The sequence below is a fragment of the Methylophilus sp. 3sh_L genome, assembly GCF_046766015.1.
GTDB lineage: Bacteria > Pseudomonadota > Gammaproteobacteria > Burkholderiales > Methylophilaceae > Methylophilus.
This window is the reverse complement of the sequence record NZ_JBKOUF010000012.1, coordinates 1-5,647: the sequence shown is the minus strand read 5'-3', so window position 1 is coordinate 5,647 and position 5,647 is coordinate 1. Positions and strand designations below refer to the sequence as shown.

Annotated in this window: 2 tRNA genes and 3 rRNA genes; all 5 read right to left on the bottom strand. The window is 48.6% G+C overall.

Annotated elements, in window-relative coordinates:
- Window positions 1-6: 6 nt before the first annotated feature.
- A 5S ribosomal RNA gene (gene rrf / locus ACIDF8_RS14585) occupies window positions 7-120 on the bottom strand.
- A gap of 196 nt (window positions 121-316) precedes the next feature.
- Window positions 317-3,199: ribosomal RNA gene (locus tag ACIDF8_RS14580) — 23S ribosomal RNA — on the bottom strand.
- A 362-nt stretch (window positions 3,200-3,561) separates the two neighbouring features.
- Window positions 3,562-3,637: transfer RNA gene (locus ACIDF8_RS14575), tRNA-Ala, on the bottom strand.
- A gap of 9 nt (window positions 3,638-3,646) precedes the next feature.
- A tRNA-Ile gene (locus ACIDF8_RS14570) sits at window positions 3,647-3,723 on the bottom strand.
- Between the two features lie 87 nt (window positions 3,724-3,810).
- Window positions 3,811-5,349 (bottom strand): 16S ribosomal RNA (locus ACIDF8_RS14565).
- The 16S, 23S and 5S rRNA genes sit together here with 2 tRNA genes alongside, the layout of an rRNA operon.
- Window positions 5,350-5,647: the final 298 nt, after the last annotated feature.

Genomic DNA, 5,647 nt, shown 5'->3' with positions numbered 1-5,647 from the left:
TAAGGAGCTTGGGGATGACCTACTTTCGCATACGAAGAGTACACTATCATTGGCGCAAGTTCGTTTCACGGCCCTGTTCGAGATGGGAAGGGGTGGTTCCAAACCGCTATTGTCCCCAAACATAACTGGTAATGTTATGCATGGTGCTGACGTTAGTCAGCCTGCTTTAACAAATTGGAAGAAGTAAAGGATTTAATGGGCAGGGTATGAAACACATGGTTTCTTATTTCTTGATGATTGCCAAATCATATTGCTTTGAACTACACCTTATTAGATTGTTGATAGCTTTCTATCATGGTCTAAGTTTTAAGGTTATAGGATCAAGCCTCACGAGCAATTAGTATCAGTTAGCTTAATGCATTACTGCACTTCCACACCTGACCTATCAACGTCCTGGTCTTGAACGACTCTTTAGCTGGCTTAAAGCCAGAGGCAAGTCTCATCTCGAGGCGAGTTTCACGCTTAGATGCTTTCAGCGTTTATCTCTTCCGCACTTAGCTACCCAGCTATACCATTGGCATGATAACTGGTCCACCAGAGGTGCGTCCACTCCGGTCCTCTCGTACTAGGAGCAGGTCCCCTCAAACTTGCAGCGCCCACGGCAGATAGGGACCAAACTGTCTCACGACGTTTTAAACCCAGCTCACGTACCACTTTAAATGGCGAACAGCCATACCCTTGGGACCGGCTACAGCCCCAGGATGTGATGAGCCGACATCGAGGTGCCAAACTCCCCCGTCGATATGAACTCTTGGGAGGAATCAGCCTGTTATCCCCAGAGTACCTTTTATCCGTTGAGCGATGGCCCTTCCATACAGAACCACCGGATCACTATGACCTGCTTTCGCACCTGCTCGACCTGTCCGTCTCGCAGTCAAGCAACCTTTTGCCATTGCACTATCAGTACGATTTCCGACCGTACCTAGGTTACCTTCGCACTCCTCCGTTACTCTTTGGGAGGAGACCGCCCCAGTCAAACTGCCTACCATACACGGTCCCCAGTCCGGATTACGGACCTAGGTTAGAACCTCAACAACATCAGGGTGGTATTTCAACGACGCCTCCACATGATCTGGCGACCACGTTTCACAGGCTCCCACCTATCCTACACAAATCTTGTCAAAGTCCAATGTAAAGCTGCAGTAAAGGTTCATGGGGTCTTTCCGTCTAGCCGCGGGGAGATTGCATCTTCACAAACATTTCAACTTCGCTGAGTCCCGAGAGGAGACAGTGTGGCCATCGTTACGCCATTCGTGCGGGTCGGAACTTACCCGACAAGGAATTTCGCTACCTTAGGACCGTTATAGTTACGGCCGCCGTTTACTGGGACTTCAATCAAGAGCTTGCACCCCATCATTTAATCTTCCAGCACCGGGCAGGCGTCACACCCTATACGTCCACTTTCGTGTTTGCAGAGTGCTGTGTTTTTATTAAACAGTCGCAGCCACCTTTTCACTGCAACCCCATCATGCTTCGTGAGTAAATCACTACACACTACCGGGGCGCACCTTCTCCCGAAGTTACGGTGCTAATTTGCCGAGTTCCTTCTCCCGGGTTCTCTCAAGCGCCTTAGAATTCTCATCCTGCCCACCTGTGTCGGTTTGCGGTACGGTCTTATACAACTGAAGCTTAGTGGCTTTTCTTGGAAGCATGGTATCAATCACTTCGTGAGCAAGCTCACTCGTTATCACGTCTCAGTCTTAGCTCTCCGGATTTGCCTAAAGAACCAACCTACACGCTTGAACCGGGACATCCAACACCCGGCTGACCTAACCTTCTCCGTCCCCACATCGCATTGTATATAGGTACAGGAATATTAACCTGTTTCCCATCAGCTACGCATCTCTGCCTCACCTTAGGGGCCGACTCACCCTGCGCCGATGAACGTTGCGCAGGAAACCTTGGGCTTTCGGCGAGGGAGCTTTTCACTCCCTTTATCGCTACTCATGTCAGCATTCGCACTTCTGATACCTCCAGCATACCTCACGATACACCTTCGCAGGCCTACAGAACGCTCTCCTACCATACTAGTAAACTAGTATCCGAAGCTTCGGTTACGTGCTTAGCCCCGTTACATCTTCCGCGCAGGACGACTCGACCAGTGAGCTATTACGCTTTCTTTAAATGATGGCTGCTTCTAAGCCAACATCCTGGCTGTCTATGCCTTCCCACTTCGTTTTCCACTTAGCACGTCATTTGGGACCTTAGCTGTCGGTCTGGGTTGTTTCCCTCTTGTCCACGGACGTTAGCACCCATGGACTGTCTCCCGTAATTGAACTTCTCAGTATTCGGAGTTTGCAATGGTTTGGTAAGTTCTTATGAACCCCCTAGCCATAACAGTGCTCTACCCCCGAGAGTTAAATACGAGGCACTACCTAAATAGTTTTCGGAGAGAACCAGCTATCTCCAAGTTTGTTTAGCCTTTCACCCCTATCCACAGCTCATCCCCAAATTTTTCAACATTTGTGGGTTCGGACCTCCAGTACCTGTTACGGCACCTTCATCCTGGCCATGGATAGATCACTTGGTTTCGGGTCTACACCCAGCGACTAAGACGCCCTATTCGGACTCGATTTCTCTACGCCTCCCCTATCGGTTAAGCTTGCCACTGAATGTAAGTCGCTGACCCATTATACAAAAGGTACGCAGTCACCCCTTACGAGGCTCCCACTGTTTGTATGCATACGGTTTCAGGATCTATTTCACTCCCCTCCCGGGGTTCTTTTCGCCTTTCCCTCACGGTACTGGTTCACTATCGGTCGATATCGAGTATTTAGCCTTGGAGGATGGTCCCCCCATGTTCAGACAGGGTTTCTCGTGCCCCGCCCTACTTGTCGTTACCCTAGTTCCACAAACGGGATTTCGTATACGGGACTATCACCCACTACGGTCGGACTTTCCATTCCGTTCTACTATCGCGTCTGCTAAAAGTAACAGGCTGTTCCATGTTCGCTCGCCACTACTTACGGAATCTCGGTTGATTTCTTTTCCTCTGGGTACTTAGATGTTTCAGTTCTCCAGGTTCGCTTTACTCTTCCTATATATTCAGAAGAGAATGACCTTACGGCCGGGTTTCCCCATTCGGACATCTCCGGATCAAAGCTTATTTGCCAGCTCCCCGAAGCTTTTCGCAGGCTATCACGTCCTTCATCGCCTGATATCGCCAAGGCATCCACCATATGCACTTATTCACTTGACCCTATAACGTTAAAACCTAAACCCTTTTAAATCTAGATTTCGTCGTGCATGAGACACGCGTTACAGGTAATTCTAAAGCACTATCAAACCTCGTTAGATTTGCTACATCGCTGTAGCAGCTCAACTTGTGTTTAATATTTATGATTTTGCAATCATTGATACATTTACGACTAATAAATGTATCGCCCATTGAATATAAGTTGTCATCACACAACCTATATTCCTTTACTTCTTCCATTTTGTTAAAGAGCAGTCTTAGTTTTTAAACTAACGTTTAAAAACTAGAAGCAAACATTAATTAGTCGTTACCAACCAAGTAACATTTGCTTCTAATCTCTAAACCGCAACAAAGTACCAAAGCATTGGTGGAGGATGACGGGATCGAACCGACGACCCCCTGCTTGCAAAGCAGGTGCTCTCCCAGCTGAGCTAATCCCCCAATATTCGGTGGTGGGTCTGGTTGGGCTCGAACCAACGACCCCCGCCTTATCAAGACGGTGCTCTAACCAGCTGAGCTACAGACCCTAAGGCGGTTTGCCTAAATCTTTGTTGCTGCTTATTTTTAAGATGACCGATAAGAGTGAATGCTTGTAGACAGGTGATCTTCTCTAGAAAGGAGGTGATCCAGCCGCACCTTCCGATACGGCTACCTTGTTACGACTTCACCCCAGTCATGAATACTACCGTGGTAATCGTCCCCCTTACGGTTAGACTAACTACTTCTGGTAAAACCCACTCCCATGGTGTGACGGGCGGTGTGTACAAGGCCCGGGAACGTATTCACCGCGACATGCTGATCCGCGATTACTAGCGATTCCGACTTCATGCTCTCGAGTTGCAGAGAACAATCCGGACTACGATCGGCTTTCTGAGATTAGCTCCCCCTCGCGGGTTGGCAACTCTCTGTACCGACCATTGTATTACGTGTGAAGCCCTGGCCATAAGGGCCATGAGGACTTGACGTCATCCCCACCTTCCTCCGGTTTGTCACCGGCAGTCCCATTAAAGTGCCCAACTAAATGATGGCAATTAATGGCAAGGGTTGCGCTCGTTGCGGGACTTAACCCAACATCTCACGACACGAGCTGACGACAGCCATGCAGCACCTGTGTCCACTTTCCCTTACGGGCACCTAATGCATCTCTGCTTCGTTAGTGGCATGTCAAGGCCAGGTAAGGTTTTTCGCGTTGCATCGAATTAATCCACATAATCCACCGCTTGTGCGGGCCCCCGTCAATTCCTTTGAGTTTTAATCTTGCGACCGTACTCCCCAGGCGGTCTACTTCACGCGTTAGCTGCGTTACTCATGGATTTTACTCCACCAACAACTAGTAGACATCGTTTAGGGCGTGGACTACCAGGGTATCTAATCCTGTTTGCTCCCCACGCTTTCGTGCATGAGCGTCAATATTATCCCAGGGGGCTGCCTTCGCCATTGGTATTCCTCCACATCTCTACGCATTTCACTGCTACACGTGGAATTCTACCCCCCTCTGACATATTCTAGTCTGGCAGTTTCAAACGCAGTTCCCAAGTTGAGCTCGGGGATTTCACATCTGACTTGCCAAACCGCCTGCGCACGCTTTACGCCCAGTAATTCCGATTAACGCTCGCACCCTACGTATTACCGCGGCTGCTGGCACGTAGTTAGCCGGTGCTTCTTATCAAGGTACCGTCAGCCTCACACAGTGTTATTGTGTAAGTTTTCTTCCCTTGCGAAAGAGCTTTACAACCCGAAGGCCTTCTTCACTCACGCGGAATGGCTGGATCAGGCTTGCGCCCATTGTCCAAAATTCCCCACTGCTGCCTCCCGTAGGAGTCTGGACCGTGTCTCAGTTCCAGTGTGGCTGGTCGTCCTCTCAGACCAGCTACTGATCGATGCCTTGGTAGGCCATTACCCCACCAACTAGCTAATCAGATATCGGCCGCTCTTATAACGTAAGGTCCGAAGATCCCCTACTTTCCCCCTCAGGGCGTATGCGGTATTAGCTAATCTTTCGACTAGTTATCCCCCATTACAAGGCACGTTCCGATATATTACTCACCCGTTCGCCACTAATCCGTCTAGCAAGCTAGACTTCATCGTTCGACTTGCATGTGTAAAGCATTCCGCCAGCGTTCAATCTGAGCCAGGATCAAACTCTTCAGTTTAATTCCTAACTATTACTTTTTACCTCTTTACAGAGGCGGTATTCGTTTCGCTTTACTTACTATTCAGTAAGTACTCAAATTCATTTCAAGGTATGTGTGTAAACTACACTGTACATACTTGTCATAAATCTAAGTGTTAAGCATTTGTATTTTCTGAGTTTCTACGCATCAAATGCGCTTCACCCAACCTACAAACACCCACACTTATCAGTCATCCTAATTTTTAAAGAACAGTGCCTCGAAGGCTTTTTAAACTTCGCTTCGTTTCAAGCGAAGCGCGCATTATACAGAGGTTTTT